Here is a 23,812-nt window from a genome sequence, read left to right on the forward strand (position 1 = left end):
AGGACGACTGGGCTGCTACTTGAGTTCGTCGGCGGTGAAGTAGCCGTCGGCGACCAGCACGTCGTAGTTGGTCTTGTCGACGCTCGTCGGCTGCAGCAAGGAGGCGGGCACGGCCTTGACGCCGTTGTTGTAACCGCTTCTGTCGTTGATCCACGGCCTCCTGTCGTTGAGTATGTCGTCGACCATGTCCGCGGCGGCCTCGGCGAGCCGGCGGACGTCCTTGTAGACGGTCTGCGACTGCTGACCCGCGATGATCGACTTCACCGAGGCAAGTTCGGCGTCCTGTCCGGTGATGATCGGGAGGGGCTTGCTGCCGGAGCCGTAGCCGTCCGCCTTCAGCGCGGACAGGACGCCCCGGGAGATGCCGTCGTACGGCGACAGGACCGCGTCGACCTTCTTGCTGCGGTACCACTTGGCGAGGACGCCGTTCATGCGCTTCTCCGCGGTGGGGCCGTCCCAGCGCAGCGTGGTGATCTGGTCGAGCGCGGTCTCGCCGGACGGGACGATCAGCTGCTTGCCGTCCAGGAACGGCTGCAGGAGCGCCATGGACCCCTTGAAGAAGTATTTGGTGTTGTTGTCGTCGGGGGAGCCGGCGAACAGCTCGATGTTGAACGGGCCCTTGCCGCGATCCAGGCCGAGCTTGTCGATGATGTAGCGGGCCTGGAGCCGGCCGACCATCTCGTTGTCGAAGGAGACGTAGTAGTCGACGTTCTTGGTGCCGAGGATGAGCCGGTCGTAGGAGACCACCAGGATCTTCGCGTCGGCGGCCTGTTGGAGCACGCCGTTCAGCGACTTGGCGTCGATGGCCGCGATGATCAGTACGTCGACGCCCTGCTTGATCAGGTTCTCGATCTGCGCGACCTGGGTCTGCGGGTCGTCCTCGCCGTAGACCAGCTTGGTCTTGTATCCCTTGCCCTTCAGGTCCTCGACGACGCTCCTGCCGTCGGTGAGCCAGCGCTCGGAGGCCCGGGTCGGCATGGCGATGCCGACGGTGCCGCCCGGGGAACCGTACGCGGAGCTGCCCGCGGTGCTGCCCTGGCTGTCCTTTCCGCAGGCGGACAGGGAGAGGGCGAGGGAGGCGGCTCCAGCGAGGGCGGTTCTTCGGTTGAGCATGGTGATCGTCCTTGTTCTTCGCGTCGTTGAGAGGTTGGCGGCGAATCAGATGTCGCGGGAAGACGGTGGAACGGGCCAGGAAGCCGGCGAGCAGGGCGAGGGCGAGCCGGCGTGCCGTACCCACTCCCCCGCAGACGGGAGGCGGGTGGATCCCCCTGGATCCGCACGTGGACGCCGAGGTCGGCTCAGTCGATCAGCGGCTCGCTGCGGCCCGGCACGACCTGTACGCACATCAGGCTGCGCCACGGCGTTCCGGCCACGTGTGTCCTGATTACGGCACGTGTGTACTGATTCCGGCGATACACAGGGCGCTTGCCTTTCAAGCGTTCGACATGTCGTCACATGTTCGGAAGTTTGGCGCGACCCTAGAAGGGGGTGTGGGGGGTGTCAACGGTACGAACGGGAACGGTTACAGGAAGGTATGGAACGGCCGGAGTCCGGCGCGGGCAGAACCCGTATGGTTCCCCCATGGTGACTGCGACTGTCCGCGAGTGGAGCGACGAGGAAGGGTGGGGCGTGCTCGACTCGCCCGAGACTCCGGGCGGCTGCTTCGGCCACTACTCCGACATCCAGACGACCGGCTTCCACACGCTGTCGCCCGGACAGCAGGTCGACCTCACCTGGGAAGCCCCTGGCTTCAAGCAGGACGGGTACGACTACCGTGCGGTGAGCATCGTGCCTCGGCCCGCCTGACACCCGCTCACCGGCAGAGCGCTTCCAGAGCCTGTGCTCGTTCGCGCGCGATGTCCAGGGTCTCCGCGACCACCACGTACCTGATCGTGCCGACCGAGGGGTTGAACGGCATGGCGAGGACCACGCCTGTCCGGGACGCGGCATCGTAGGCGAGCCCGGAGTCCTCAAGCAGTCGGACGCCGGCCCGGAAGGAGGGGACCTCCCAGCCGTCGATCTCCAGCAGAACCCGGGCCTCGGCGTAGTCCGCTCCCACGATGTGCCTGCCGATGATCTCGTAGATGTGCGTCGACCCGGTGATCCTGCCGTTGTACTCGGTGAAGAGGACCTGACCCTGCTGCGTGATGATCGCGTCAGCGCTCAGCAGCCCCCGGTAGCCCATGGCCCGCAGTGCCTCGGCCAGCCGCCGCCCGCCGTCGAGCAGGTCGGAGGTCATCTCCGGTTTGAGGCCGGGCGGGGGGATGATTTCCGCCTTCGCCATGGGCGCCGAGACCATCTCGCCCTGCCCGGCGCAGTCCACGGCGTCGTCGGTGATGGAGAACTCGGCGAAGACCGCCTGGCTGCCCGGAAAGTAGCGCTCGGCGACGAACCGGCTCCGGCCCCGGCTGGTGAGCCAGTCCCAGCGCTCCGCCAGATAGGTGTGCAGCGCGGGCCGGTCGGCCAGGACCACGGACCGCTGCGCGCCCACCGGGGTGACACCCTCGACAGCGCTGATGATCTCGTTGCCGCGTCCGCCGACCCGTAGATCCTGCTTGAGGATGACGGGGCCGTCGTCGAGCAGCCCGCTGATCAGCTCTTCGGCCTCCCGCCGGGTCGCGCAGACACCGCCCGCCGGCACCGGGGCTCCGACCCCGGCGGCGACGGCCCGGAAGGCAGCCTTGCTGTTGGCCAGTTGACCCCCGCCCTGATCGATGAACCCGTACCCGGACAACGCGCCGGAGGCGTCGAGGGACCGGGCCAGGGCGGCGACCGCCTCGTCGGGATGGAGGGAGAGCACCTGGTCGATGGTGCGTCCGGCGAGGGCCGCACGCAGGTCGGCGAGGAAGTCGTGGTTCATCAGCCGGTCGGCTGTGAGCACACTCGTTCCAAGACGGCCGGAGGGCGGTACGACGACCCGGAGAGTCGAGCGCCGGGTGCCGGTCATCGCGGTGACGTAGTCGAGGTAGTCGTCCTCGGGCATCGACGTCATCACGAGCACGTCGTCGTCCCGGGCGAACCAGACCAGGCGCTGTGCCCACCACCCGTTCTTCTTCAGCCTCGCGTCTGCCACGCCGGCCAGATCCTCGATGAAGTCGTTGGCGACGAGCAGCCTGACCATGGTCGTTCTCCTCCGGTAGTCGAAAGCGTGCGCCGTACGGTCGTGAGCACCGGGGGTCACCAGGCGACGGGGAGGTGATGCGCCCCGTAGAAGCCCATGTCGTCGAACATGGGGACCTCTTCCGGTCGCACGGTGAGATGCAGGTCCGGGAACCGCTGGAACAGAGCCGCGTATCCGACCTCAAGCTCCAGACGGGCCAGATGCTGACCGATGCATCGATGTATGCCGTGGCCGAAAGCGAGGTGCGACTTCCTCGGCCGCCGGATGTCGAGTTCGTCAGGGCGGTCGAACCGGTCGGGGTCCCGGTTGGCGGCGGGCAGAGAGACCGTCACGCTCTCTCCGGCCCTGATGAGACGGCCGTCCAGCTCCACGTCGACCAGAGGTGTCCTGGGGACGCCGAACTGGAAGATGGTCAGATAGCGGAGGAGTTCTTCCACCGCGTCGACGACAAGACCGTCGTCCGCACGGAACGCCGCCAGCTGGTCGGGGCGGCAGAGCAGTACGAAGGCCCCCAGGCCGAGCATGCTCGCCACCGTCTCATGGCCCGCGGTCAGCAGAAGCACCGAGAGCCCTGCGAGTTCGTCGTGGCTCAGCCGGCCGCTCGCCACCAGTGCGCTCAGCAGATCGTCCGCGGGTACGGACCGCTTACGTTCGATCAGTCGCAGGAGGTACGCGGTGAGTTCCCGCATCGCGGCTTCGCCTTCAGCGGCACTGGCCTGCAGACTGAACAGCGTCGTGCTGTTGCGCTGGAACTGCTCCCGGTCCGCGTAGGGAACGCCGAGCAGCTCGCAGATGACCAGCGACGGGGCGGGGAGCGCGAAGGCCTCCACCAGGTCAGCGGGCGGGCCCTGCTCCTCCATGGTGTCGAGGCACGCGGCGAAGACACGTTCGGCCGCCGGCCGCAGCAGGGTCATCCGGCGCGCACCGAAGTGTCCGGAGAGCAGCCTGCGGAACCGTGTGTGCTCCGGGGCGTCCATGTCGACCATCCACCCGGGAAGGGCGGGTTGACCGATGAAGGGGTCCGCTCCCGGCCGGGGCACGGGGACGCGTTTGAACTCGGACCGTGCGCTGAAGCGCCGATCGGCCAGGACCGAGCAGGAGAGCTCGTAGCCGGTCACCAGCCAGCCGACGTGCCCGTCCGGGTAGACAAGCCGACGCACGGGCTCCTGCTCGCGGTACTCCCGCAGCTGCGGCGGGGGGTCGAACGGGTTGCTCCGCACCGTGGGCAGGCGCACGGGGGGACTCGACGGCGTCGCACTCACTTCTTCGTTCCTGTGATCAACCCGTGCTCATAGGGCAGACCCGTGATCGACTTCACGTCGACGCAGCCCACCTGTGACAGCCACTTCTCGTAGTCCTCGGTCGGATAGGCCATGCCCTGTCCGGTGGCGAGGACGTTCAGATAGAGCGACAGCCGGGCGGAGTAGACGCCTCGGCGCTCGCCGTCCAGCGCGTTGAACCCGTAGAGGACGATCTTGCCGCCGGGGGTCAGTGCGTCGAAGGCCTTCCGGAGGAGTTCGACGATCTGCTGCTCGGAGAACACCTCCAGTACGTGACTGAAGAGGACCGTGTCCATGCCGCGCGGGAAGCTGTCGGCGAAGAGGTCGCCCGGATGGAACCTCACCGGCCGGCCGGTGCCGGGGTCCGGCTGGGCGTCCTGGGCGAGCTGGGTCACGCTCGGCAGGTCGAAGACGGTGATCTCGGTCTCCGGAAAGCGTGCCGCGAGGCGGGTGGCGGTGGTCCCGTCCCCGCCCCCCACGTCGAGGAGGCGCCTGACCCCGGCCAGTTCGATGTTGTCCAGGAGCCCGTCGAGGGACCGCAAGGTGAAGGCCGCCATGGACCTGTGCAGCACTTCCTCGGCCTGGGAGTCGTGCGACAGGCGTTGGTAGAGGGTCGGCTCGGTGCCCGGGTGACGGTCGAGGGCGGTGTTCCGTCCCTCGCGCAGGGCGACGGTCGTCTCCGCGAACGCCGGGTAGTAGATCTTCTGCCAGCCGAGCAGGATGTGCTTCCAGCTGTCGGCGCCGTCCGGCACGAGGAGTTGCTCGGCGGCGGCGGAGTTCGCGTAGCCCGACTCGTGCAGCTCGATCAGCTCGGTGGCGCAGAGTGCGTGCAGGAGGACGCGCATCTTGTGAGGCTGGATGCCGACGTACTCCCGGATCTGGTCGAACGAGGAATGCGGCGAGCGGTGCAGGAACGAGAAGATGTCGAACTCCAGCGCGGCCACAACGGCGTTGAACAGCGCGGGGCCATTGACGATCAGGTCGAAGCGGTCGATGACGCGATCGGTCTCTGCGGAGTCTTTCACTGCCCTGGTCACTCCTTCGCGAGGTGGGGGTGTCCGGCGTCGCCGGTGAAGGACTGCGCCCACGGGTCGGTCGGCGACCAGGCGAAAGTGCGCAGTCGTCAGCTGAGGTAGTCCTCGGGGCCGGCGTCCCGGACGGTGTCGAGGGTGAAGCAGTGGAAGCCGCCGCCGAATATGCGGCGGTGGCGGTGGCGTACCGGCACCACGGTGAACCCGTGCTGCTCCAAGGTGCGCATGAGTTCCGGACATGCCTCGTTCACGAGGACCGTGTCGGGGTCGACGGAGAGCACGTTGAGGTCGATGTACGGGCTGGTGAGGACCAGATCGTCGTCCTCGTACCGAGGGAAGTTGCTGTCCGTGGGCTCCGGCGGAACGATCATGTCCCACCTGCGCAGCGGCCCGGGCAGGAAGTCGGCCACCGCCTTGGAGCGCACCAGCAGTTTCCCGGGGCGCAACGCCAGGATCATGCTGTCGATGTGGCTGTCGCTCAGCCGGTACGTCCGGTGGATGCGGAAGCGACCGCGCAGGTGGCGTTCGAGCCAGTCGCAGGCCAGGGCATGGTTGGCGTTGGAGACGTTGACCAGCAGGTCACGTCCGAGGCGCAGGCACTGCGCGCCGTCGAACATCATCTCGTGCCCGACGTCGTACGCGGACGGCTGTTCGTCGGCGATCGGCTCCATGGGGCCGCCGACGGTGGTGCTCCTGGCGTAGGAGAGGTCGAAGGACGCGTCGGTCATCAGCGGCCGCGGCATCACGGTCCAGCGGGCTCCCTGCCGGAAGTAGTCGGCGAAGACCGGCGTCAGGAACTGGGTCTCGAAGTACCGGGACCGGATCATCGGCGGCGTCTCGATGATCTCGTCGCCGGCGATCAGGGTGTTGTCCCTGATGTTCAGGGGCGGGACCACGGCCGCGGACCAGTCCAGCGTGCGCACTTCGACGGTGTCCTTCGCCAGTGGCATCGGACGGTGCACCTTCACGGACAGCGACTCCAGCGCCGAGACGATTCCTTCGATGTCCTCGGTCAGTTCGTCGACGTAGCGCTGTTTGATCCGCGATTTCCCCGACGCTTCCCCGGTGTCGTCCCTGGCGGAGAGCCGGGGGTAATACCACTCCGAGCGGGAAATGTTGTCGTGAAAGAACAAGTCGAACGAGAGCTCTCGCTCGTGGGAGGTGTATCCGTCCGCCGATCCGACGATTATCTCCTTGAGCGGCGACCATTCATCGAAGCTGTTGAGCAGCATTGCAGCCGATCTCCTCACGTACGACGGACCATGACTCGTCAGAGCTGCGAATATGTGGCGCCGCGATTCAGTACGCTAATCGATCAAGGCGTGACAGTACATACAACTAAAGGTTTACCGGCGGGCGGACAGGCGGTCGCCGGAACCTTGGTGACGACCCGCCCGGCGGCTTCAGCCGTGAGGGCCCCGGCCGTGCCAGGAGTGCCACAGGGCCGCGTAGTGGCCGCCCTGACGGACCAGCTCGTCGTGGCGGCCCAGCTCGGCGATGCGCCCGTCCACCATGACGGCCACCCGGTCGGCGTCATGAGCGGTGTGCAGCCTGTGCGCGATCGCGATGACCGTCCGGCCGTCGAGCGCCGCAGCCACCGACCGCTCCAGCTGCCGTGCCGTACGGGGCACGATCAGTGAGGTGGCCTCGTCCAGCACGAGAGTGTGCGGGTCCGCCAGGATGATGCGGGCCAGGGCCAGTTGCTGGGACTGGGCCGGTGACAGCTCGACGCCACCGGATCCCACCTCGGTGTCGAGGCCGACGTCGGCGGCCCAGCCCCAGGCCCCGACCGCCTCCAGCGCTGCTCGCAGATCGCTGTCCCGGGCGTCGGGCGCGGCCATGATCAGGTTGTCCCGGAGCGTGCCCTGGAAGACGTGCTGCTCCTGGGTGACCAGGGCGACCTCCCGGCGGAGTCCCTGCAGCGGCAGCTCCACCAGCGGTTTGCCTCCGACGGCGACCACGCCTTCGCGGGGCGCGTGGATCCCGGCGAGCAGGCGGCCCAGGGTGGACTTCCCCGCGCCCGAGGGGCCCACGATCGCCAGCCGCTCGCCCTGTACGACCTCCAGGTCGATGCCGTGGAGGACCTCGTGCCCCTCCCGGTAGGCGTAGCTCACGCCCTTCACCGTGATGCCCCGGCCGTCGGACCGGGGACGAGCGGACCGGTCCGGACCGGGGGTGGTCGCCTGCGCGTCGGCGACGGCCTGGGAGACCCCGAGGACTCTCGCCATCGACGCACCGCCGACCTGGAGTTCGTCCAGCCAGAACAGCAACCGGTCCACAGGTTCGAGTAGTTGCTGGACGTAGAGAACTGCCGCGGTGACCGCGGACAGGGTCACCCGGCCGTGGATGTAGAACATGCCTCCGAAGATGATGGTGGCGACGACCGGCATGGCGTAGGCGGTGTCGGAGATCGGCAGATAGACCGTGCGCAGCCTGAGGGTGTAGCGCTCGGCCGCGTAGGAGTGCGCGATGTCGTCGTCGACCCGCTGGGCTCGGCGGTTCCCGAAGCCGAACGCCTCGACCGTGCGGGCCCCCTCCACGGTTTCGGTCAAGCCGTCGGTCAGTGCCGAGTAGGAGGCGGCCTGCCGAAGGTAGCCCGCCCGCGCCCGCGCGAGGTACCAGCGGGTCGCCGCCCACAGGACGGGGACCGCGACGAGGCAGGGCAGGGTCAGCAGCGGGCCTGTCAGCAGCAGCGCCCCCAGGGTGAGGACGATGGTCATGAGTGCCGTGAAGGCGTCGGGTATGGCCAGCCGCACGGTGCGGGAGAGCATGTCCACGTCCCTGGTGGACCGGGTCACCAGGTCGCCGGTGCCCGCGCGCTCGACGGTCGGCAGGGGCAGCGCCAGTACCGCGTCGACGAACTCCTCCCGCATTTCGGCCAGGACCCGCTCTCCCAGCTTCGCCGATGCGTACATCGCCGTCCTGATCAGGACGGCCTGGACGCAGACCGCCGCGATGATCAGCAGGGTGATCCGGTCGACGTGGTCGACACCGTCACCCACCTCCCCCACGAGCACGCCGACCAGCCGCGGGGCGACCAGCCCGAAGAGCGTGGCGAGACCGTACAGTCCTACACAGACGGCCAGTTGACGTGGGTGGCGCAGCGCGAGCCGCCAGGCGTACGCGTGCACGTGCCTCGCCGACGCGACGGGCAGTGGACTCACAGCGCGTCCTCCCTCATCACCAGGTCCCGGTAGCGGGCGTCGGTGAGCAGCTCAGCGTGCTTTCCCTCGGCGGCGACCCGGCCGCCCTCCATGAACACCACGTGATCCGCGTGGTTGAGCAGGATCGGGCTGGTGGTGAAGACGACCGTCGTACGGCCCTCCCGGCTCGCCCGCAGCCGGCCGGCGATCCCCGCCTCGGTGTGTGCGTCCACGGCACTGGTCGGTTCCAGAAGGAGGAGAGTCGGCGGATCCGCGACCAGGGCCCGGACCAGGCGCAGGCGCTGCTGCTGTCCGCCCGAGAACTCCCGCCCGCCCTGGGCGACGGCCGTGTCCAGGCCGTCCGGGAGGGCGTCGATGATCTCTCCCGCCCCTGCGGTGCGGACCGCCGCCTCGATCGCGGGAGCGTCGGCCGGCCCCTCGCGCCGGCCGTCGAGTTCGTCGCGCAAGGGGCCGTTGAAGAGCCGGTCCTCGTTACGGGCGACGAGGATGCGCCGACGGATCTCGTGCACCGGCCACTCCCGCAGCGGGACCCCGCCGAGGGTGGCCTCCGAGTCGGCGTAGCGGCCCAGACGGTCGGCCAGTGCCGTGGCCTGCGCCGGGACGTCGCAGGCCACAGCGGTGAGTATGCCGCTCCTGACCACCAGTCCGGAGGACGGATCGGTGAGCTCGTCCTCCCGGTCGGGGACCTCGGCGCGGCGCGCCGCATCGGTGATCAAGGGCTCCAGCCGGAGGACGTGCGTGACCCTGCCCGCAGACACATATCCCTTGGTGATGCGGTCGGCGGCGTCGGTGAGCCAGTTCAGCGGGCCGACCAGGAAGACGGTGTACCCGTAGAAGGCGACGAGCTGCCCCGCACTGATGCGCCCGGCCAGGGTGTAGTGGCCGCCCAGCCATATCACGGAGGCGACGAGCGCTCCGGGCAGCAGCACCTTGGCGCCGTCGAGCAGGACCTCGACCCTGGCCACCTCCACCCCTGCCCGCCGAACCTCCTGGGACTCCTCGCGGTAGCGCCCCGCGAAGGAGTCCTCGCCTCCGATGCCCCGCAGAACGCGCAGGCCGCTCACGATGTCCACGGCCCGGCCGGTGAGCTTTCCCTGCCGGTTCCGGAGCTCCTGCTGGCGGTTGTGCAGGGGGCGGAGCAGGAGGGTGATCAACCAGGTCATCAGGGGCACACCGAGGAGGACGGTCAGACCGATCTGCCATGAGGCGCTCAGCATGATGACCGCGACCACGACGATCGCCACGACGGAGCCGAAGCCGCGGGCGGTGACCGCCATGGCCTCGCCGACGTTGTCGATGTCGGACGCGCCCACGCTGACCACGTCGCCGGTGGCCAGCCGCTTGGACAGGGTGGCGCCCAGCCGGCACGCCTGTCGGGTGACGTCCTGGGCCGTCCGGTAGGCGGCTCCGAGCCGGCTCGCCAGCGCTGCACGGTCGCGGAGGATTCCCGTCACGGCCTGGACGACGGCGAGACCGAGGACAGCGCCGCCCCACAGCACGAGCGCCGACTGGTCCCGCTCGATGATCCCGTCGTCGATGGCCCGGCCGACCGCGGTCGGCACCAGGGCCTGCGCCAGCATGCAGATGATCCCGAAGAGGACTCCCAGCAGCATGGTCCGGCGGTGGCCCCGGGCCAGTCCGATCAGGTAGCGGGCGGGTGAACGGTGGTCGGTGGTCCCGGGATGAAGCTCCGGGAAAGATCGATGGATTCTCACAAGGTCCGTTCTCCATCGTCGGTATGGCGGAGTTCTGGCGGCGCAGTCGATCTCGGCGTCGAAACATTCGGACGATGTGACAAGGGCCAGGCCGTGCATCAGTGCGGCACACTAGCCCCACAAGGGCCCGACGGTATGCCAGTCCCTATGCCTCTGCAAGGGAGTTGACCCCGTGGAAAGGGCGACCTTAAGCTCCCTCGCGGGACAAGTTTCGGCGATCTACCTGAAAGTTTCGGAAGCGGCCTCCTCGCCCGCCCGTTCTCATCCGCACCTGAAGCTCTTTCCGGGGGCAGCTTCGCCCCGGCCCGTCGCCTTGTCCCCGTCTGCCCGGCCAGGTAACGCGAACCGCTGGAAGGTGGGACATGACGCAGAGCGGGTGGCCCGATGCATTCGAGAGGATCGTCCGTGCCCATGCGACGGCTCTGACCGACGAGGATGCGCTGGAGCCGCAGGCTGCGCTCTTCGATCTCGGGCTCGACTCACTGGGAATGATCAGCCTGCTGGTGGACGTCGAAGTGGAGTTCGGCGTCACCCTGCCCCAGGACGCACTGGGCGCCGAAACCTTCGCCACCCCGGAAAGGCTGTGGAACGCGGTCGGAGCCGCGTCCCACGGGGAATGAAGGCGGATACCGATGGGCAGGACGGTCGAGTTGGCTTTCTCAGGCCTTTCGTGCGCCACCTTGGACGCGACCTGGAGCCAGCGGGAATTCTGGACGACGATAAACAAACACAGGCCTGATGGTTTCTATCAAATAACCTGGACCGTTCCGGTTCCGGAAGGCAGAGGACTGGACGACGTACTGGGCTGCCTCCGACTCCTCGTCGAGCGCCACCAGGCCCTGCGTACGAAGATCACCGAGGGCGGACCGGCCGGCCTGCGACAGGTCGTCTTCGGCGAGGGGTCCCTGCCCGTGCGCATCGAGGACGCGCCCGACGAGCAGGGGGCCGCGGAGGCCGCCGAGGCGGTGCGGGGAGAGTTCTTCAGGACGGAGCCGCGGCTGGACCGGGACTTCCCCTTCAAGATCGCCATTGTGACGCGCGAGGGCCTGCCACGCTTCATGGTGTTCGCCTGCTCGCACGTCGTCCTGGACGGAGAGAGCGTCCGGGTGGTCGAGGACGAGTTGAGCGCCGTCCTCTCCCAGGGCTCGGGCGAACACCTCGAACCCGTGACGCACCAGCCGGAGGACCAGGTCAGGGACGAGAGTCTGGACCGCAGTGCGAGGACGTCGCAGCGGTCGCTCTCCTATTGGAAGTCCACCCTGCTCGCCTCTCCCGGGGGTCTGTTCTCCGAAGTCCGGGGCGGCCGTTCCCCGTTATGGCTGGGCCGTCTGCGGTCACGCGCTCTCCTCGCGGCGGAGCTCACGCTGGTACCGCGGGTCGGCGTGTCCTCCGGAGCCCTTTATCTCGGCGCTGCGGCCTGCGTGCTCGGGGAAGTGACCGGGAAACCCGGGATGACCTTCAGAGTGCCGACCAGCAACCGCTTCACAGCGGCCACGCGGTCCTATGTGGGGGCGCTCTCGCAGCATGCCGTCATCACTGTCGACACCACCTCGGGAAGCTTCTACGACGTGGTGCGCGGAGTGGACCGCGGCCTGCGCCGGGCCTACAGCCACGCCCGGTACGACCCCGACGGCCTGCGCAGGGTCATCGAAGAGGTCGAAGCAGCCCGCAGGGAGCCCGTCGACCTGGCCTACCTCTTCAACGACCTTCGGGACGAGGACGACAAGCCGAAGGTCGGCGCCCCGGCCGTGGTGCAGGACGCCGCCCTGGCGGCGGATCTGCTGGACACCTCGGAGGAGATCTCCTGGGAACTCCTGCACGCGGCCAACAGCGACATCAAGGTGTACGTCCGCGTCTCCGGGACCGCCGACCACGGCGGGCTGGATGTCGCGGCCGATGCGGACTGTCTCACGACATCCGGCACAGAGAACATCCTGCGGGCCGCTGAGCGGCTCATCGTCCGGGCCGCACAGGGCGACTTCGCAGCCGACCGAGTGCGTGCCGTTTCGGGACTGTAGGCGGATTCAGACACCTGCTGGAGCAAGGGAGATCAAGGTGCTCAGCGACTACGAGAAGACAGCTGTCTCGCTGCGCGAACTGGAAGTGCTGCAGTTAGCGGCCCAGGCGCTCTCCAACCGTCAGATCGCCGTCAGACTGGGGATCTCGGAAGCGACGGTGAAGCGCCACTTGCACAACACGTTCGTCAAGCTCGGGGCGTCCTCCCGCATCGACGCGGTCAACAAGGCCGTGTCCGCGTCCCTCATCCAAGCAGCGGCGTGATGCCGGACCGCCCCTTGGACGTCGGGAGCGGCGGCGCGTGGGGAATCGCGGGCGGGATGCCCCTCACGTCCGCCGACCTGCCCAGGCTCCCCCTGCTCCCCGGGGCCCGGGAGGCCGCCATCGGCCGGGCACTCACCCGAAAGGTCCGTACGGACACACGGACCAGCGTGTCCGCGCGGGTGGCCGACCTGGCCGGACGCTGCCCGGAAAAGGTCGCGGTCATCGAGGACGGCGAGGACATCAGCTACGGCGGGCTGCTCCGACGGGTGGGCTGGATCCGGAGCAGGCTGCTCGCCCTCCAAGTGGCGCCCGGCGACGGCGTGGTGGTGACCGGAGCACGCGGCGCCGACACCGTGGCGGCGTTTCTGGCGCTGGAGAGCATCGGCGCTGTGTACATGCCGCTGGACGCGGAATGGCCCGTGCTCCGGCTGGGCGAAGTGCTGCGCGGCGACGGCGTACGCGGCGTGCTGCACATCTCCGACGGGCGCTCCGGCACGGAGGCCGAGACGGCGATCACCCGGGCGGCACAGCACGCCCGGGTCCCGCTCTTGGCCCTGGACGACCTCCGCGAGAGCGGATGGGGCCCGGTACCGCCCTGGCGGCCGCGCAAGCCGGAGGAACGCGAACCGCGCTACGCCATCCACACGTCGGGGAGCACGGGCCGTCCCAAGGGGGCGGTGGTCGACCACCGGGGCATGATGAACCACCTCTGGTTCATGGTCGAGAACCTGCGGCTGGGCCCCCATGACAGAGTGGGTTTCACCGCCCCGCCGGGTTATGTGATCTCCGTGTGGCAGATGCTGGCCGTGCTTCTCGTGGGCGGCGCCGTCTCGGTCATCGGCGACGCGGACACACGCTTTCCCCGTCGACTGCGCGAAGCCGTGGGGCAGACCGGCGTGACGGTGCTGGAGCTGGTCCCGTCCGTCATCCGACCGCTGATCGACGAGATGGAGCGAACAGCGCAGCCCGCCGCGGCGGCCATGCGGCTGCGCTGCCTGATCTCCACGGGGGAGGAGCTGACGCCGGGGCTCGCGGCTCGCGCGCTGAAGGCGTTCGACGGGGCGTCCCTGATCAATGCCTACGGTGCGACGGAGTGCTCGGACGACGTCACCCACCACGTCGTCCTCCCGGACGACCTCGGGGACCGGCTCCCGGCCGGGCGTCCGATCGCCAACGCCGCTCTGTATCTGCTGGTCGAGGAGGACAGCGGCTGGCGGGCGGCCGATGCCGGCGAGGTGGGCGAACTGTGGGTCGGGGGCGCGCCGGTGGGGATGGGGTACCTCGATGAGCCGGAACTGACCCGGGAGAGGTTCTTCGCGGACGACTTCGATGCCGGCTCCCCCCATGGGCGGCTCTACCGGACGGGAGATCTGGCCCGTTTCGAGGACGGCAAGGTCTATTGCCTCGGCCGGGCCGACCGCCAGGTGAAGATCGCCGGGCACCGGGTCGAACTCAGCGCGGTGCAGGCCGAGCTGGCCCGCCATCCCGCCGTGACGGCGTGTGCGGTCACCGCGGGAGGCCGCAGGGAGCAGCCCAAGGTCACTGCCCACTACGTGACGGAAGGGGCCGTCACCTGGCAGGAGCTCCAGGAGCACCTCCGCGCCACGCTGCCCGCCCCCATGGTTCCGCAGCGCTGGATACGCAGGAGTTCGCTGCCGTTGAACGGGAGCGGCAAGGTGGACTACGGCAGTCTCGACGAGTGAACCGGCACGGCGGGGCCGCCCCGGACAGCGCGGGCGGGCGGGCTGATTCTCAGCGGCTCCCCACCTGCGGAGCCTTACTGTGGTGCGGTGACGACGCAGGTAATCATGCTCAACGGCGGTTCCAGTTCGGGGAAGTCCGGGATCGTACGGTGTCTGCAGGCCGTCCTTCCGGATCCATGGCCGGCGTTCGGGTGCGACTCGTTCGTCGACGCGCTGCCCGCGAGGATGCGGGGGTCGGACGAGGGGATCGTGTTCGGGGCGGACGGCGGGGTGAACGTCGGGGCGGAGTTCATGGCGTTGCAGTCGGCCTGGATGGAGGGCGTCGCGGCGATGGCCCGTGCGGGCGCCAGGGTCATCATCGATGACGTCTTCCTCGGCGGGGCGGCGTCCCAGCAGCGGTGGCAGAAGGTTCTGGACGGACTGGCCGTGCTGTGGGTCGGCGTCAGGTGTGAGAGTGCGGTCGCCGCGGGACGCGAGGTCGCGCGCGGGGATCGCGTTCAGGGGATGGCCGCGTTGCAGGCGGAAGTGGTTCACGAGGGGGTGGTCTACGACCTGGAGGTGGACACGACGCACACCGAGTCCCTCGTGTGTGCGCGCACCATCGCCGCCCACGTCGGATGATCCCGGGCACCGCCTGCCGCCCGTCGCCCGTCCTCAGCCGGCGGCCTTGGCGATGATGCGGTCCATCTCCTCCCGGCCGAAGGCCCGCAGGGTCGTGGTGCGGACGTTGCCCACCCCGCCGAGCTGCAGGAGCGCCGCGGTGGCGGTTTCGTCGTCGGGCGCCTCGACGACGGCCACGAGATCGTACGGGCCGACGGTCCAGTAGATGTTGAGGATCTTCGCCCCGAGTTTCTGCACCGCCGAGGCAAAGGCCTCGGCGCGCTGCGGGGTGTCCTTGTAGTTCCGGATCCCTTGATCGGTCCAGTTCAGCAATGTGACATACGTCGGCATGGTCTTTCACCTTCGCGAGGGGACATAGCACCAGGACGATCCTGGGCATGAATGCCGAAACATGCACAAGGTGCGCGTCCGAACGGTGACGCCGGCCTCCGTCAGTCCTCAGCGAACAGCCCCGACTGCCAGCCCGCGAAGGACAACTGGTCCACCGAAAGGGCGATGATGCGGCTCATGGAGCGCGCGCCGTGGCCGACGCCGGACTCGACGCGTAGCAGGGTCAGTCCCCTTCCGTCCTCGGCGGGCAGGGCACCGGCGGCGTGCTGCAGGGCCGCGCACATCTTGCGGGCGTGCATGGGGTCCACCACGGCGTCCCCCTCGGACACCGTCAGGAGCACCGCCGGGTAGTGCGTCCCCTCGCTGACGTGGTGATAGGGCGAGTAACCCAGCAGCCAGCCCAGTTCCTCACGCACGGACGCCGAGCCGTACTCCGTGGTCCAGGACGCGCCCAGACCGAAGTGCTCGTAACGCACCATGTCCAGCACCGGCGCTCCGCACACCACCGCCCGGCAGAGCTCGGGGCGCTGGGTCAGTGCGGCACCGGCCAGCAGGCCACCGTTCGACTCGCCACTGATCACGAGGTGCGACGGGGTGGTCCAGCCGTTGTCGCAGAGGGCTTCGGCGGCGGCGTGGAAGTCGTCGATGGACCTCTGCTTGTGGGCCCGGACACCCGAGTGGTGCCACTGCGCTCCCTCCTCGCCGCCACCCCGCACATGAGCCACCGCGTAGACGCCGCCGGCCTCGACCCATGCGATGGCCTCGGGGTTGTACACGGGGTTGGGAGACAGGCCGAAGCCGCCGTAACCGTAGAGGATGGCCGGACGCGGCTGCCGTCCCTCGCCGTTCCCGTCGTGCCCGTCGTTCCCGTCGTGCCCGTCGTTCTCGTCGTGCGGTGCCAGGACCGTGATCCGTACCGGTGTGCCGTCCGATGACCGGCAGGTGATCTGGCGCATCGTTCCGGCGGGCCGCGGGGCGGTCGTCGCCCGTTGTCCCGGCGGGGACGCCCATACGGTCGTCGTGCGGTCCCTCGCGTCCCAGCGGAAGACCGTGACGGGAGTGAACGGGTCGGTGTACGTGAACCACGCCTCGTGGCCCCTGCCCCGGATCTCGCCGACCGTTCCCAGACCCGGCGTCGCTATGGTGTCCAGCCGCGTCCCGGTCGCCAGGTCGTGCACGGTGATCTCGGCGACGGTGTGACGACTGCGGACGGCCAGGAGCAGTGCGCGGTCCGGGGACGGACCGTCCACGAACGCGAAGTGCTCCAGCCGGGCCTGCGGGTCCTCGGGCAGGAGTTCCTTCCACGCGCCGGGCTCAGGGGCGCCCCGGTCGCCGAGGTCGTCGAGGGCGACGACCGCCAGCCGGCCGCGAGGCGCGTCATGGTCGGTGTGCAGGTAGAGAAGTCCTCGCGGGCCGACGACCGCGGTCGTGTGGGCGTCGACGCCCGTCTGCACGGGTACGAACACCGGCGCCTCGGCGCCGTGCTTCGTCAGGTCGGCGATCCACACGTCGTTGCGGCGTACCGCGCCGACGGCTCTTGTGACGATGAGCCACCGGCCGTTCGCACCGGCACTGACGGTGTACGAGGCCGTCCTGGGGCCGTCGCCGCCGAAGACGAGCCGGTCCTCCGCGTCCGGGTCCGTGCCCACCCGGTGCAGGTAGACCCGCCGGTGGTAGCGCTCCTCGCCGGGTGGCACCGCGTCGGCGGGGAGGCGTCGTACGTAGTAGAAGGACTCGCCGCCGGGCAGCCAGGCGATCGGCGACTGCCGGCAACGGGAGATCGGGCCGTCGAGCAGAGCGCCCGAGGTGACGTCCAGGACGTACAGCAGGCTGCCGTCGTCTCCGCCGGTCGACACCTGGTAGGCGACCCTGTGTCCCTCCTGGTCGGGGTGCCAGGAGTCCAGGATGGTGCGTCCGGTCGGGTCCAGGGCCATGGGGTCCACGAGGACCCGCTCGGCGCCGTCGGGATCCACCACATGCAGAACGGCGTGTTCCTGTCCCGGCAGGCGCCGCATGAAGAACCGCCGCTGTCCCCGCCACACCGGAGGGCCGGTCACACCGAAGGACAGCAGTTCCTCCATCCGGGTGCACAGCCGGTCGCGGCCGGGCAGGTCGTCCAGGGCGGCGTGGCGCAGCTCGTCCTGTGCGGCCAGCCAGGCCCGGGTCTCGGCGCTGTCGGCCTGTTCCAGCCATCGGTACGGGTCGGGGATCCGGTGCCCGAAGAGGTGGTCCACCACGTCCTGTCGGCGCGCCGGTGGATGGCGCAGGGGGGTCAGGACGCCTTCGTGTCTCATCGGACGCCTTCCTGTTTCATCGGACGCCTTCCTGTTCGTCCATGAGGTCCGCGATCAGGACCGCGTACCGGCGGATCTCCGCCTCGTCCCAGGCGACGAAGACGCTGAAGTCGTGCAGGTGCAGCAGTGAGCGCAGCACGGTGGAACGCCGGACCAGCGCGTCGGGCGTCCGCCCGTAGCCGTCGGTGAAGGCCCGGGTCAGCCGGTCCCAGTCGGTGTCGGCGCTGGGCAGCCGGGCGGAGAAGAAGCGCAGTTCGCGCAGCTCGGCGATGACCCAGCCGACGTCCCACTGCCAAGGGGCGTGGCCGACATCCTCGCCGGTGATCAGCCCGTGGGGGTGATCGGGGGCTTCGGCGACGACGAGCAGGCCGAGGCCGGGAGCGCCGTGGACGAGCGTGAGCGGCCCGGCCTCCCGCACCTCGGTCAGCCACCGCTCAAGGCTGCTCCAGCGCGCCTCACCGAGCAACGCCCGCACGGAGCCGTGGAGTTGTCCGGCGCGCTCGGTGCGCGGGGCGTCGAACCAGGTGCGCAGTCTGCGCCAGGTAGCGGGAGGAGGGCAGGCGGCATCGGCCTGTCCCGCCGGCGGCAGGGGTGCGGCGTGCAGTGCCCGCAGCAGGCGGCCCAAGCCGTACAGCGTGTCCTGCGCGCTCGGCGCGGCCGAGGGGGCGCCGGACAGCAGCAGCTCGGCCATGGAGCTGCGTCCGGGCAGGGCGTAGTGCAGTTCGGACGCGTCGCCGGGGTCGCGCGGCAGTACGCAGCGGACGCCGGGCCCGCGGCCGGCCGGGCCGGGTTCCACGGCTGCCAGGGTGCGCCGGGCTGTGGGCGGCGGGCCATGCAGCGGCTCCGGGCGAGCGGCGCCCGGGCCTCGGACCCAGGTGAAGCCGCCGTCCTGCGGGCCGGTCCGTATCGTCGTGCGGAGCAGTCCGCTCGCGTACTCGGCTACGACGGTCATCCCTGCTCGCCCTCGCTCCGCGTGGCCGCGAGCTCCGTGTGGCGTTTCTCGATGAGTTCCAGCAGCGTCGGCAGAGCGGCGGCCGTGGTCCGCTCCAGGCGTCCCGTGGACACGCTGCGCCCGACCTCCGGTTCCGCCACGACCACGTTGGGGCGTTCGCGCAGTGCGGCCAGGTGGGTGCGGAAGGCGTGGCTCTCGAACCCACCCGGCGGGAGCGCCGGAGCGAGGCCGACCGGAACTCCGGTGCACTGCAGCGCCAGCATCACGGGGGTGTCGGCGAGCCCGAGGGCCAGTCGGCTGACGAAGTGGAAGGTGGCGGGGAAGACCGCCACCGCGTCGGCCCACTCGGTGAGTTCCACGTGGGGGGCGGTGGGTTGCGGCCGGGTGGGCCACTCGTCGTGGAACAGGGGCTTGCCGCCGATGGCGGTGAGCGCGGCGGGGGCGACGAACGTGGTGGCCTGGCGGGTGAGAGCCACCCTTGTCTCCAGGTGCGGGTAGCTCTCCCGCAGCCAGCCGAGCCAGCCCGGCAGTGAGGAGACGCCGAGCGCGCCCGTGCCCACCAGGAGCAGGCGGCGGAAGGAGAAGTCGGGGAGTGCCGAGCTGCCGTGGTGGATCATCGGGAACTCCTGTGCGCTGCGGTGAGGGTGGTGAGGGCGGCCAGCGACGCGCGTGTTCCCTCAAGGGTCTGCGTACCGATGGTGCTGAGCACCACCTCGTCGGCGCCGGCGTCCCGGTACGCCCTGACGGCACGGAGGATGTCGTCGGTGCTGCCCACGGCCGCCGTGCCGCTGTCGATGAGCCGGGCCGCGGCCTTGGGCAGGTCGTTCGGGTCGACGTCGATTCCGGCGCGGCCCAGCATGTCGGCGTAGTGCGGCGCCTGGAGGTGGGCCTGGGCGGCGGCGAGCACGGTCTTCTCGTGGTCGCGCCCTGCGGCGTCGAGGGAGACGTGGACGACGGCGGTCACCCGGGGCCGGGGGCGGCCCGCTCGCTGCGCGCCCCTGGCGAGTGCGGGGACGATCGACTCCGCGAGGTAGTGCGGGGGCGCCAGCCAGGTGATGGCGACGTCCGCGAGCTCTCCGGCCAGCTCGGCCATCCGGGGTCTGAGCACCCCCAGCCCCAGCTCGACGGGCGGGGTGTCCAGGGGCGGGAGCGCGCCGCCCATGGAGAAGTACTCGCCGGCGTGGTCGGCGACCTCCCCCGCCAGGAGGGCTCTGACGATCGTGGCGTACTCGCGCACGGCCCTGAGCGGGCTCGCGTAGCCCTGTCCGCGCAGCGCCCGGACGAACGGCTCCGGTCCGGTGCCGAACCCGGCGACGAACGGCTGTCCGGTCAGGGCGGCGAGGGAGCGTGCCTGCAGGGCGGCCTGGAAGGGGTGGCGCAGCGGCATGAGGGTCACGCTGGTGCCCATGGGGATCCGGGCTCCGGCCCCTGCCGCGTGGGCGAGGGCGGTGTGCGGCTCGATCAGGAGCGACTGGCCGGTCCACAGCCGCTCGGCATCCCCTGTACGGACGATGTCCGCGAACGGCAGCAGTTGTTCGCCGGAGACAGGCATAAAGGGAAGGAGAACAGACGTGCTCATTTCTCGGGGCTGCCCTTCGAGTCCTCTTTTGTCGACCGGTCACCGGTTACCGGTTGTCCGGACCGGACAGCCGTGCGGTCGGCGGTGACACCGCCGACCGCACGGAAACATCACATCAGTGGGCGCGTGGTCAGCAGCCCCACTTGATGCTGGAGACGACGCTCAGCGAGATGATGGTCTGCGGCGAGGGGGCCTCGTCCGGGGTGACCTCGTCCGCCATCTCGTTGACGTCCGCGTAGGTGTCGAAACCGGCGGCCAGCTCGATGTCGTTCATAGCCTTCTCCCTTGTCAATTGAAGGTATGCAACCAAGTCGGAGAGGAATGTCGCTGGTTCGCAGCGCCTTTCCTCGGCGACGTCCAGAAAGCTAGTTCGACTCAAATCGGCCGGGCAAGATCTTTCTGTTGAAAGGTTGTTCGCCGGCCACCGGACATCAAAACCCTGTGTCGAAAGGCGGCGAGGAGAGGTTCCGGGCCGGTTCGAGGGGGTCGATACCGGCCTCCAGGAACGCCTCCCGTACCCACTCCGACCGGTCCCGGGAGCCGTCGGGCGCGGTCGCGTGGCGGACCAGGCCCGTGGCGAGCGCCCGGGACCTGTGCTCTCCGAAGCTGGTGTTGCGCATCCCGGGTCTGGAGTCGTCCGGCTCCCAGGCCACGGCGACGCCGGGGGCGAGGGACCGGGCGAAGGGCGAGGTGCCGGCTCCCAGGCCGGCGTTCTCCTCCATCTCCGCGGCCAGCGGCGCGAGCACGTGCTGGTCCTCGCTCCCCAGGTAGACCACGATGCCGTCGCGCCGTGGGAGGGCATCGGCGGACGAGATGGCCTTGGCCCGGTACGCGACCCCGCGTTCCTCCAGGCACCGCAGTGTCCTGCCCCACGCGTCGAGGAGCACCTCGGGGCTTTCGACGTGCAGATACAGCCGGAGGACGGCGCCTTGGTGGGCCAACGGCCGCGAGCCGTCGACCAGGAAGAAGCCCGGGGAGAGCAACGGGCGGGCCGCGGCGATGAGCACCTCCGCCTCTTCGCCGTTCGCGGTGCCGGTGTCGCCGACGACGCGCTCGCGCGCGACACGGACCCGTACGCCCGACAGGCCGACGACCAGCCTCTCGCCTCCGCCGCCGCTCAGGACGGGACCTCGGTAGCGGGTGTGCTCGTGCGGTACGCCCCGGGCGAGCCCGGCCTCCAGGTCGCGTGCGTCCCACCGCCTCTTCGCCGTCACCGGTTCCGCCGCCGTCCGGCCGACGTGGACCACTTCGTAGAGGGTGGTGGCGAGTTGAACGGCGAGCGCTCGCGGCGAGTCGGCGGTCACCGTCCGCTCCCCCACCGTCGCGGTCAGGCCGTCGGGCCGTACGTCCACGAGGGACAGCACCTCTTCGAGCCGCACGGACAGGGCGTCCCCGGCCGCCGCCCTCATGCCCGGGCCTCCGTCAGCCCGAGGGTTGATTGAAAGGCAGCCGGCGTCAGCAGCGCCTTCCGTCCGATCCCGGCCATGGCCCGGGGCAGGGCGGCAAGTCGCGGTGCCGTGCGCGCGCCGGCCAGCAGCCGGTCGAGCAGATGCCATCCGACGAAGGCCGTGACCCGTTCGGCGAGCTGGTCGTCACCGCTGTCCCTGGTGTCGCGGTAGCCGTTCCAGAAGGCCATGATCTGCGGACGCACCTTTCGGATCCCCTCTGTCAACCGGGCCAGCATGCGATCCCGGGACGGAGGCTCTTCTCCCTGCCGGTCGCCGGCCGCCGCGTCCAGCAGGGCGCGGTGCAGCAGATCACCCACCACTCCTCCGAGGTCACGGGCCGGGTCGCCGGCCCGGAACTCCTCGAAGTCGGTGAGGTGCACCGTGCCGTCGGAGATCAGGAACTGGTCGAGCCGCAGATCGCAGTGTGCGGCGACCCGGTCGGCCAGCCGTTCGTGGCTCAACAGCCGGCGCAGGGCGTCCCCCAGTTCCGCGTCGTTCTGCATGAGGCTCCATGCCTGCAGCTCCGCCGCGGACGACGCTTCGAAGAGGGCGGCGGGAATGGCTTCGAGCAGTTCCTCGGTCGGCAGGAGCGGGCTGATTTCCTCGTCGTGCGGGAGTTCCGCCACCGGCAGATCGTGCAGCAGGCCGACCGTGCGTCCCAGGGAATACGCCAGTTCGGAGGTGAGCTGTTCTTCGCGTATCAGTTCCGCGGCGGTCCTCGCATCGTCCACGCGGGCGAACACCAGCACGCCCTTTTCGGGATCGGCGGCGAGGAGCTGCGGGGAACGCAATGCGGTGGACGTGTCTTTTCGCAGTATCCGGTCGAAGGCGAGGCATTGGCGGACGCGTGCCGCCGACGCCTGCGGATGCCCTTCGAGTTTCTTGACGAAAACACGCTTTCCGGTGTCGGTGGTGCCGATCCAGTTCTGGTTGCGGCCGGGGAGTTTCCTGACGTCCGTCTGCCCGGCGAGCGAGCCGAGCCCCGTGTGGATCAGGAGGTCGTCCACCGCGGCCGTCTCATCGAGCGTCGTGGTCCCTTCGGTCACCGCTGTCCACCCCCGGCGATCGCTCGGCTGATCAGCCGGGCCGCCGGCCCCGGTTCGTCAGCGACGGTGTGGATGCGCCTGGCCCGCACCGGCTCGCCTTTTCGAAGCGGTACCAGCAGCGGCTCGCGCAGCTCGATGACCAGGTTGGTGGCACTGCCCACGGTGCACGCCACCGCGTCGTCGTCGCCCGGGACCCTGCGCAGTCCGTATCCCTGGCTGGAACCGTGTGCGACGCGTACGGAGGCGAGCGCCTCGATGGGAAGCGTCACCTCGCGGAACGGTCCCGTGCGCAGGCGCAGCGTCCCGGCGTCGAGCAGGTGAGGCGCCCGCGCCGTCATGGCGCAGAAGCCCAGTGAGAGGACGAGGGTGAACACCATCCACGGGACATGAAGCGCCCGGCCGACCGGGGGAAGCATGGTGTCGGCCAGGACCCCGGCGAGCAGATCGGTGACGACGAACGCCCAGACAAGCATGCGTACGTCCGAAGAATGGCGGATCGGCTCCTGCCCCTCGGAGAGGGGAACCGGTTTGCGGGCCACCCACTTCCACAGGTCACCGAGCAGAGCGGCCGTCCACTGTTTCGCTGTCCTTGTCCTTCGGGACACGGGTTCCGCCTCGACGTGTTCGGCAGCCGCGGGGTCATGCATCTCTCAGGCTCCTTCCGAGCCAGAAGCCGGACGCGATACAGGTTCCGGCCAGGGCGGTGAGCGCTGTCGTCTTCGGGTTGCCGCCGACGAGTTTCGCGGTGCCGACCATTCCCGCGACACTGGCGATTCCGGCGAGGGCGGGCAGGGTCCGGCGCAGACGAGCCGCGGCGGGCCGGTCGTCCAGGGCACTCGCGCGGCGGTATCCGGGGTGGGGTGCCGGCGTCAACGACGTGGCGGACTCGGCGACAGCGCTGCGGGCACGGGCCGCAGGACGGTTGGCGGCACCCAGGGCGGCTTCCGTCTCCGCCCACTTCCGCCGCCAGAACACCGGGTCTCCCTCGCAGGCCCGGACGTAGGCCAACGTCACGTCCAGGCTGGGCAGACTGAGTCCGCGGGCGGCCTCCGAGAGGGTCGTCCCGGAGTAGTTGGCGCGGCTCGCCAGCTCACGATACGAAGGGTTCCCCACTGATCTTCGGAGCGCTCTGAGTTCGTAGGCGAAGCTCTGCAGCGGCCCCTCGGAAGGGTCCAGGTGCGTCTCCGGTCGTCCCATATCGGTCAACTCCCCGTTCGTTAGACACAGCGGTGCGTTGCGCGTCCCCTG

22 protein-coding genes and 1 pseudogene are annotated in these 23,812 nt (G+C 69.7%); 6 read left to right on the top strand and 17 right to left on the bottom strand.

Features of this window, described 5'->3' with window-relative positions:
• Window positions 1-15: 15 nt before the first annotated feature.
• Window positions 16-1,113: a multiple monosaccharide ABC transporter substrate-binding protein gene (gene chvE, locus NW895_RS02895; protein ID WP_289933465.1), complete on the bottom strand. Its 1,098-nt coding sequence runs from the start codon at window positions 1,111-1,113 to the stop codon at window positions 16-18.
• Window positions 1,114-1,581: 468 nt separating this feature from the next.
• Between chvE and NW895_RS02900 the strand changes: the two genes are divergently transcribed.
• Complete coding sequence (locus NW895_RS02900) at window positions 1,582-1,806, top strand: cold shock domain-containing protein (protein ID WP_289933466.1); 225 nt, start codon at window positions 1,582-1,584, stop codon at window positions 1,804-1,806.
• 7 nt (window positions 1,807-1,813) lie between these two features.
• Here NW895_RS02900 and NW895_RS02905 read toward each other — a convergent pair whose 3' ends face one another.
• From NW895_RS02905 to NW895_RS02930, 6 genes are all read right to left on the bottom strand, one after another.
• Entirely contained in the window at window positions 1,814-3,121 is a 1,308-nt protein-coding gene (locus NW895_RS02905) for a peptide ligase PGM1-related protein (RefSeq protein ID WP_289933467.1), read from the bottom strand.
• A 56-nt stretch (window positions 3,122-3,177) separates the two neighbouring features.
• Complete coding sequence (locus NW895_RS02910; protein WP_289933468.1) at window positions 3,178-4,356, bottom strand: cytochrome P450; 1,179 nt, start codon at window positions 4,354-4,356, stop codon at window positions 3,178-3,180.
• Between the two features lie 23 nt (window positions 4,357-4,379).
• Window positions 4,380-5,426, bottom strand: coding sequence for a methyltransferase (locus NW895_RS02915; protein ID WP_289933469.1), 1,047 nt, complete (start codon window positions 5,424-5,426; stop codon window positions 4,380-4,382).
• Between the two features lie 98 nt (window positions 5,427-5,524).
• Window positions 5,525-6,664: a glycine amidinotransferase gene (locus NW895_RS02920; protein ID WP_289933470.1), complete on the bottom strand. Its 1,140-nt coding sequence runs from the start codon at window positions 6,662-6,664 to the stop codon at window positions 5,525-5,527.
• Window positions 6,665-6,835: 171 nt separating this feature from the next.
• Complete coding sequence (locus NW895_RS02925) at window positions 6,836-8,596, bottom strand: ABC transporter ATP-binding protein (protein ID WP_289933471.1); 1,761 nt, start codon at window positions 8,594-8,596, stop codon at window positions 6,836-6,838.
• On the bottom strand, window positions 8,593-10,209 hold the full coding sequence (locus tag NW895_RS02930; RefSeq protein ID WP_289933472.1) for an ABC transporter ATP-binding protein: 1,617 nt from the start codon (window positions 10,207-10,209) through the stop codon (window positions 8,593-8,595). Before NW895_RS02930 ends, NW895_RS02925 begins: the two co-directional genes overlap by 4 nt.
• A 464-nt stretch (window positions 10,210-10,673) precedes the next feature.
• On the opposite strand from NW895_RS02930, the gene NW895_RS02935 reads away from it, so the two are divergent.
• The 5 genes and pseudogenes from NW895_RS02935 to cpt all read left to right on the top strand — a co-directional run bounded on the left by NW895_RS02935 (window position 10,674) and on the right by cpt (window position 14,915).
• Entirely contained in the window at window positions 10,674-10,931 is a 258-nt protein-coding gene (locus NW895_RS02935; protein ID WP_289933473.1) for an acyl carrier protein, read from the top strand.
• Between the two features lie 60 nt (window positions 10,932-10,991).
• Window positions 10,992-12,329 (top strand): condensation domain-containing protein, encoded by a 1,338-nt coding sequence (locus NW895_RS02940; protein ID WP_289933475.1) that lies wholly within the window; start codon window positions 10,992-10,994, stop codon window positions 12,327-12,329.
• Window positions 12,330-12,393: 64 nt separating this feature from the next.
• Window positions 12,394-12,591: pseudogene (locus NW895_RS02945) on the top strand (helix-turn-helix transcriptional regulator); the annotation flags it as partial.
• A 56-nt stretch (window positions 12,592-12,647) separates the two neighbouring features.
• Window positions 12,648-14,294, top strand: coding sequence for an amino acid adenylation domain-containing protein (locus NW895_RS02950; RefSeq protein ID WP_289933476.1), 1,647 nt, complete (start codon window positions 12,648-12,650; stop codon window positions 14,292-14,294).
• Between the two features lie 87 nt (window positions 14,295-14,381).
• Window positions 14,382-14,915 carry a chloramphenicol phosphotransferase CPT gene (gene cpt, locus NW895_RS02955; protein ID WP_289933477.1) on the top strand — a complete coding sequence of 178 codons (534 nt, stop codon included), beginning with the start codon at window positions 14,382-14,384 and terminating at the stop codon, window positions 14,913-14,915.
• A gap of 33 nt (window positions 14,916-14,948) precedes the next feature.
• On the opposite strand, the gene NW895_RS02960 is transcribed toward cpt, so the two are convergent.
• The 10 genes from NW895_RS02960 to NW895_RS03005 form a co-directional block, all read right to left on the bottom strand.
• Window positions 14,949-15,245 carry a GYD domain-containing protein gene (locus tag NW895_RS02960; RefSeq protein WP_289933478.1) on the bottom strand — a complete coding sequence of 99 codons (297 nt, stop codon included), beginning with the start codon at window positions 15,243-15,245 and terminating at the stop codon, window positions 14,949-14,951.
• 101 nt (window positions 15,246-15,346) lie between these two features.
• Window positions 15,347-17,539 carry a prolyl oligopeptidase family serine peptidase gene (locus NW895_RS02965; protein ID WP_289933479.1) on the bottom strand — a complete coding sequence of 731 codons (2,193 nt, stop codon included), beginning with the start codon at window positions 17,537-17,539 and terminating at the stop codon, window positions 15,347-15,349.
• Window positions 17,540-17,555: 16 nt separating this feature from the next.
• Window positions 17,556-18,491 carry a phosphotransferase gene (locus NW895_RS02970; protein ID WP_289933481.1) on the bottom strand — a complete coding sequence of 312 codons (936 nt, stop codon included), beginning with the start codon at window positions 18,489-18,491 and terminating at the stop codon, window positions 17,556-17,558.
• Entirely contained in the window at window positions 18,488-19,108 is a 621-nt protein-coding gene (locus NW895_RS02975; RefSeq protein WP_289933482.1) for a flavoprotein, read from the bottom strand. The genes NW895_RS02970 and NW895_RS02975 overlap by 4 nt, the downstream gene beginning before the upstream one ends.
• Window positions 19,105-20,043 carry an LLM class flavin-dependent oxidoreductase gene (locus NW895_RS02980; protein WP_289933483.1) on the bottom strand — a complete coding sequence of 313 codons (939 nt, stop codon included), beginning with the start codon at window positions 20,041-20,043 and terminating at the stop codon, window positions 19,105-19,107. Before NW895_RS02980 ends, NW895_RS02975 begins: the two co-directional genes overlap by 4 nt.
• Window positions 20,044-20,200: 157 nt before the next feature.
• A complete protein-coding gene (locus NW895_RS02985; protein ID WP_289933485.1) occupies window positions 20,201-20,344 on the bottom strand; it encodes a hypothetical protein in 144 nt (47 codons plus the stop codon).
• 157 nt (window positions 20,345-20,501) lie between these two features.
• A complete protein-coding gene (locus NW895_RS02990) occupies window positions 20,502-21,479 on the bottom strand; it encodes a T3SS effector HopA1 family protein (protein ID WP_289933488.1) in 978 nt (325 codons plus the stop codon).
• Window positions 21,476-22,564: a class V lanthionine synthetase subunit LxmK gene (lxmK, locus tag NW895_RS02995; RefSeq protein ID WP_289933490.1), complete on the bottom strand. Its 1,089-nt coding sequence runs from the start codon at window positions 22,562-22,564 to the stop codon at window positions 21,476-21,478. Before lxmK ends, NW895_RS02990 begins: the two co-directional genes overlap by 4 nt.
• Complete coding sequence (locus tag NW895_RS03000; RefSeq protein ID WP_289933491.1) at window positions 22,561-23,211, bottom strand: hypothetical protein; 651 nt, start codon at window positions 23,209-23,211, stop codon at window positions 22,561-22,563. The genes lxmK and NW895_RS03000 overlap by 4 nt, the downstream gene beginning before the upstream one ends.
• Window positions 23,204-23,761: a helix-turn-helix transcriptional regulator gene (locus NW895_RS03005; RefSeq protein WP_289933492.1), complete on the bottom strand. Its 558-nt coding sequence runs from the start codon at window positions 23,759-23,761 to the stop codon at window positions 23,204-23,206. Before NW895_RS03005 ends, NW895_RS03000 begins: the two co-directional genes overlap by 8 nt.
• Window positions 23,762-23,812 lie beyond the last annotated feature (51 nt).

Source organism: Streptomyces sp. S.PNR 29, from assembly GCF_030386795.1.
Classification (GTDB): domain Bacteria; phylum Actinomycetota; class Actinomycetes; order Streptomycetales; family Streptomycetaceae; genus Streptomyces.

What these genes read in the sequence shown, in the direction of transcription:
- NW895_RS02900 (WP_289933466.1), top strand. Translation starts at nt 1,582, where the DNA reads ATGGTGACTGCGACTGTCCGCGAGTGGAGCGACGAGGAAGGGTGGGGC.
- NW895_RS03005 (WP_289933492.1), bottom strand. Translation starts at nt 23,761, where the DNA reads ATGGGACGACCGGAGACGCACCTGGACCCTTCCGAGGGGCCGCTGCAG.
- NW895_RS03000 (WP_289933491.1), bottom strand. Translation starts at nt 23,211, where the DNA reads ATGCATGACCCCGCGGCTGCCGAACACGTCGAGGCGGAACCCGTGTCC.
- NW895_RS02990 (WP_289933488.1), bottom strand. Translation starts at nt 21,479, where the DNA reads ATGAGGGCGGCGGCCGGGGACGCCCTGTCCGTGCGGCTCGAAGAGGTG.
- chvE (WP_289933465.1), bottom strand. Translation starts at nt 1,113, where the DNA reads ATGCTCAACCGAAGAACCGCCCTCGCTGGAGCCGCCTCCCTCGCCCTC.
- NW895_RS02920 (WP_289933470.1), bottom strand. Translation starts at nt 6,664, where the DNA reads ATGCTGCTCAACAGCTTCGATGAATGGTCGCCGCTCAAGGAGATAATC.
- NW895_RS02970 (WP_289933481.1), bottom strand. Translation starts at nt 18,491, where the DNA reads ATGACCGTCGTAGCCGAGTACGCGAGCGGACTGCTCCGCACGACGATA.
- NW895_RS02930 (WP_289933472.1), bottom strand. Translation starts at nt 10,209, where the DNA reads ATGCTGCTGGGAGTCCTCTTCGGGATCATCTGCATGCTGGCGCAGGCC.
- NW895_RS02980 (WP_289933483.1), bottom strand. Translation starts at nt 20,043, where the DNA reads ATGCCTGTCTCCGGCGAACAACTGCTGCCGTTCGCGGACATCGTCCGT.
- NW895_RS02985 (WP_289933485.1), bottom strand. Translation starts at nt 20,344, where the DNA reads ATGAACGACATCGAGCTGGCCGCCGGTTTCGACACCTACGCGGACGTC.
- NW895_RS02965 (WP_289933479.1), bottom strand. Translation starts at nt 17,539, where the DNA reads ATGAGACACGAAGGCGTCCTGACCCCCCTGCGCCATCCACCGGCGCGC.
- NW895_RS02960 (WP_289933478.1), bottom strand. Translation starts at nt 15,245, where the DNA reads ATGCCGACGTATGTCACATTGCTGAACTGGACCGATCAAGGGATCCGG.
- NW895_RS02935 (WP_289933473.1), top strand. Translation starts at nt 10,674, where the DNA reads ATGACGCAGAGCGGGTGGCCCGATGCATTCGAGAGGATCGTCCGTGCC.
- NW895_RS02950 (WP_289933476.1), top strand. Translation starts at nt 12,648, where the DNA reads ATGCCCCTCACGTCCGCCGACCTGCCCAGGCTCCCCCTGCTCCCCGGG.
- NW895_RS02975 (WP_289933482.1), bottom strand. Translation starts at nt 19,108, where the DNA reads ATGATCCACCACGGCAGCTCGGCACTCCCCGACTTCTCCTTCCGCCGC.
- NW895_RS02905 (WP_289933467.1), bottom strand. Translation starts at nt 3,121, where the DNA reads ATGGTCAGGCTGCTCGTCGCCAACGACTTCATCGAGGATCTGGCCGGC.